Genomic DNA, 3,010 nt, shown 5'->3' on the forward strand with positions numbered 1-3,010 from the left:
CATTCGCGAGCAAGCCCGCTCCCACAGGTTGATCTGTGTGAAGCAGGTTATTTTCCGTTGCCTTCCAACTGCCCCAGCGGCACGCGCTTTTCAATCGCGCTGGACAGCACGATCGAGGTCTTGCTGAAGCCAAACTTGGCGATGCGGTTGATCAGCTCTTCCAATTCCGGCATCGAGCCAACCGCCGCTTGCATGATCACGCACGGGTCGCCTGTCACTCGATGGCATTCGGTCAGTTGCGGGATTTTGCACAGTTCGTCGTAGGTCTTCTGGTTACCGTGCTGGTTCATCCGCAGTTCGATGACGCACTGCACCGGCAGGCCGATTTTCGCCATGTCGACTTTTGCTTGATAGCCGGTGATCACGCCGCTGGCTTCCAGCTTGCTGACCCGCTCGGCCACGGCCGGGGCCGACAGGTTCACTTTGCGGGCCAGTTCGGCGTAGGACGCACGACCGTTTTCCAGCAGGGCACTGAGCAGCATGCGGTCGTACTTATCCACGGTTCGGGCTCCCCAGGGGGCTGACTTTCGAAAGTACGGTTTATAGCGCTGATCTCCGTGTTTTGAAAAGTGTATGGTTCGGATAAACAGGTTTTGTAACTTATTTTCCGCCTGTCGCCTTTCTAGAATAGCGTCTCTCATTGTCCTGACTTCGAGCTGACCATGCCTGGCCTACGCCGTTTCCCCTTGCCATTGATCGCTGCCTTTTTTGCCTTGTACGTCATCTGGGGGTCGACCTACCTGGTGATTCGCATCGGTGTGGAGCATTGGCCGCCGCTGCTGCTGGCCGGGATTCGTTTCGTGATCGCCGGCTCGCTGATGTACGGTTTCCTGCGCTGGCGCGGGGCGCCGGCACCGACCTGGGCGCAGTGGAAGGCGGGGGCTGTGATCGGCGTGTTGTTGCTCAGCTTCGGCAATGGCGCGGTCAGTGTCGCCGAGCACACGGGCGTGGCGTCCGGGGTGGCGGCGCTGGCCGTGGCGACGGTGCCGTTGTTTACCTTGCTCTGCGGATATTTCTGGGGCGCCCGTAACACCCGTCTGGAGTGGGCGGGGATTGTGCTGGGGTTGATCGGCATTGCCATGCTCAACCTGGGTTCCAACCTGCAATCGAGCCCGCTGGGCGCGACCTTGCTGCTGTTCGCGGCGGCGTCCTGGGCCTTCGGCTCGGTATTGAGCAAGCACCTGCCGCTGCCGGCGGGGGCGATGGCCAGTGCCGTGGAAATGCTGGTGGGCGGTGTGGTGCTGTTGATCGGCAGCGTGGCCAGTGGCGAACACCTGGACAGCATTCCGCCGCTGGAAGGCTGGATCGCCCTGGCCTACCTGACCTGCTTCGGTTCGATCATTGCCTTCAACGCCTACATGTACCTGCTCAAGCACGTCCGTCCGGCGGCGGCCACCAGCTATGCCTACGTCAACCCGGCGGTAGCGGTGTTGCTGGGCATTGTGTTCGCCGGTGAAACCATCGGGATCGAAGAGGCCCTGGCGATGTTGGTGATCATCAGTGCCGTGGTGTTGATCGGTTTGCCCCAATGGCGCAACCCCAAGCCTGCGCCGGCCGAATCCTGATTTAGGGTAAACTGCCGCGCATTGCACACCTTGCGCTGATTTTTCCTACGGTACTTCCATGACTTTCGCCACCCTTGGCCTGATCGAACCCTTGCTGCGCGCCCTTGAGACGCTTGGCTACCAGACCCCGACCCCGGTGCAGGCCCAAGCCATGCCGGCGGTGCTGGCCGGTCGCGACCTGATGGCCGCGGCCCAGACTGGCACCGGCAAGACCGCCGGTTTCGCCGTGCCGCTGTTGCAGTTGCTGACCACCGAAGGGCCCAAGGTCAGTGCCAACTCGGTACGGGCGCTGATTCTGGTGCCGACCCGTGAACTGGCCGAGCAGGTTCACGAAAGCGTGCGCCAATACGCGCAAAACCTGCCGTTGAGCACCTATGCAGTGTACGGCGGCGTCAGCATCAACCCGCAGATGATGAAGCTGCGCAAAGGGGTTGATCTGCTGGTCGCCACGCCGGGACGCTTGCTCGACCTGTTCCGCCAGAACGCGCTGAAGTTCAATCAGCTGCAGACCCTGGTGCTGGACGAAGCCGACCGCATGCTCGACCTGGGCTTCTCCGAGGAGCTGGCGAATATCTATAAAGCACTGCCGAAGAAGCGCCAGACGCTGCTGTTTTCGGCAACGTTCTCCGACGCGATCCGCTTGCTGGCCGGGCAAATGCTCAACGATCCGCTGAGCATCGAAGTGAGCCCGCGCAATGTGGCCGCCAACACCGTCAAGCAATGGGTGGCGACGGTGGACAAGAAGCGCAAGCCAGAGTTGTTTGTGCACCTGATGCGCAAGAACAAGTGGAAACAGGTGCTGGTCTTTGCCAAGACCCGCAACGGTGTCGATGCGCTGGTGGAAAAACTCCAGGGCATGGGCGTCAATGCCGACGGCATCCACGGCGATAAACCCCAGGCCACCCGCCAGCGGGCGCTGGACCGTTTCAAGGCCAGTGAGATCCAGATCCTGGTGGCCACCGACGTCGCCGCGCGTGGGCTGGATATCGAAGACTTGCCGCTGGTGGTGAATTTCGATTTGCCGATCGTCGCCGAGGATTACATTCACCGTATCGGTCGTACTGGCCGGGCGGGTTCCACCGGGGAAGCGATTTCCCTGGTGTGCGCCGATGAAGTGAATCTGCTGTCAGCCATCGAAACCCTGACCCGTCAGACGTTGCCACGGCAGATGGAACAGGACTTCGAGCCTGAGCATCGGGTGCCGGACACCGATGCCAGCGGCCAGGTCATCAAGAAGCCGAAAAAGCCGAAGAAACCGAAAGCCTCGGGCGGTGGCGGCAAGCGCAACCTGGGCAAGTGGGTCGACAGCGGCGACGCCTCGCCCGTGGAGCCTTCGGTCAAGCCTGTGCGCAAAGTCCCGGTGTTCAATACCGGGCCGCGTAAGCGTAAGCCTTGATCTCAAAGGTCTCCTGAGACCTGTAGGAGCTGACGAGTGCAACGAGGCT

General features: G+C 61.4%; 3 protein-coding genes. 2 read left to right on the forward strand and 1 reads right to left on the reverse strand.

Annotated elements, in window-relative coordinates; genetic code table 11:
- Positions 1–47 precede the first annotated feature (47 nt).
- Positions 48–500 carry an Lrp/AsnC family transcriptional regulator gene (locus HU811_RS26265; protein WP_003205835.1) on the reverse strand — a complete coding sequence of 151 codons (453 nt, stop codon included), beginning with the start codon at positions 498–500 and terminating at the stop codon, positions 48–50.
- A 162-nt stretch (positions 501–662) separates the two neighbouring features.
- Between HU811_RS26265 and yedA the strand changes: the two genes are divergently transcribed.
- Complete coding sequence (gene yedA, locus HU811_RS26270) at positions 663–1,565, forward strand: drug/metabolite exporter YedA (protein ID WP_186658974.1); 903 nt, start codon at positions 663–665, stop codon at positions 1,563–1,565.
- 58 nt (positions 1,566–1,623) lie between these two features.
- Positions 1,624–2,961 carry an RNA helicase RhlE1 gene (gene rhlE1, locus HU811_RS26275; protein WP_186658977.1) on the forward strand — a complete coding sequence of 446 codons (1,338 nt, stop codon included), beginning with the start codon at positions 1,624–1,626 and terminating at the stop codon, positions 2,959–2,961.
- Positions 2,962–3,010 lie beyond the last annotated feature (49 nt).

It is taken from the genome of Pseudomonas tehranensis, assembly GCF_014268615.1.
Classification (GTDB): Bacteria; Pseudomonadota; Gammaproteobacteria; order Pseudomonadales; family Pseudomonadaceae; genus Aquipseudomonas; species Aquipseudomonas tehranensis.

Excerpts from the sequence above, each read along its gene's own strand:
- yedA (WP_186658974.1), top strand. The coding sequence starts at position 663 with ATGCCTGGCCTACGCCGTTTCCCCTTGCCATTGATCGCTGCCTTTTTT.
- rhlE1 (WP_186658977.1), top strand. The coding sequence starts at position 1,624 with ATGACTTTCGCCACCCTTGGCCTGATCGAACCCTTGCTGCGCGCCCTT.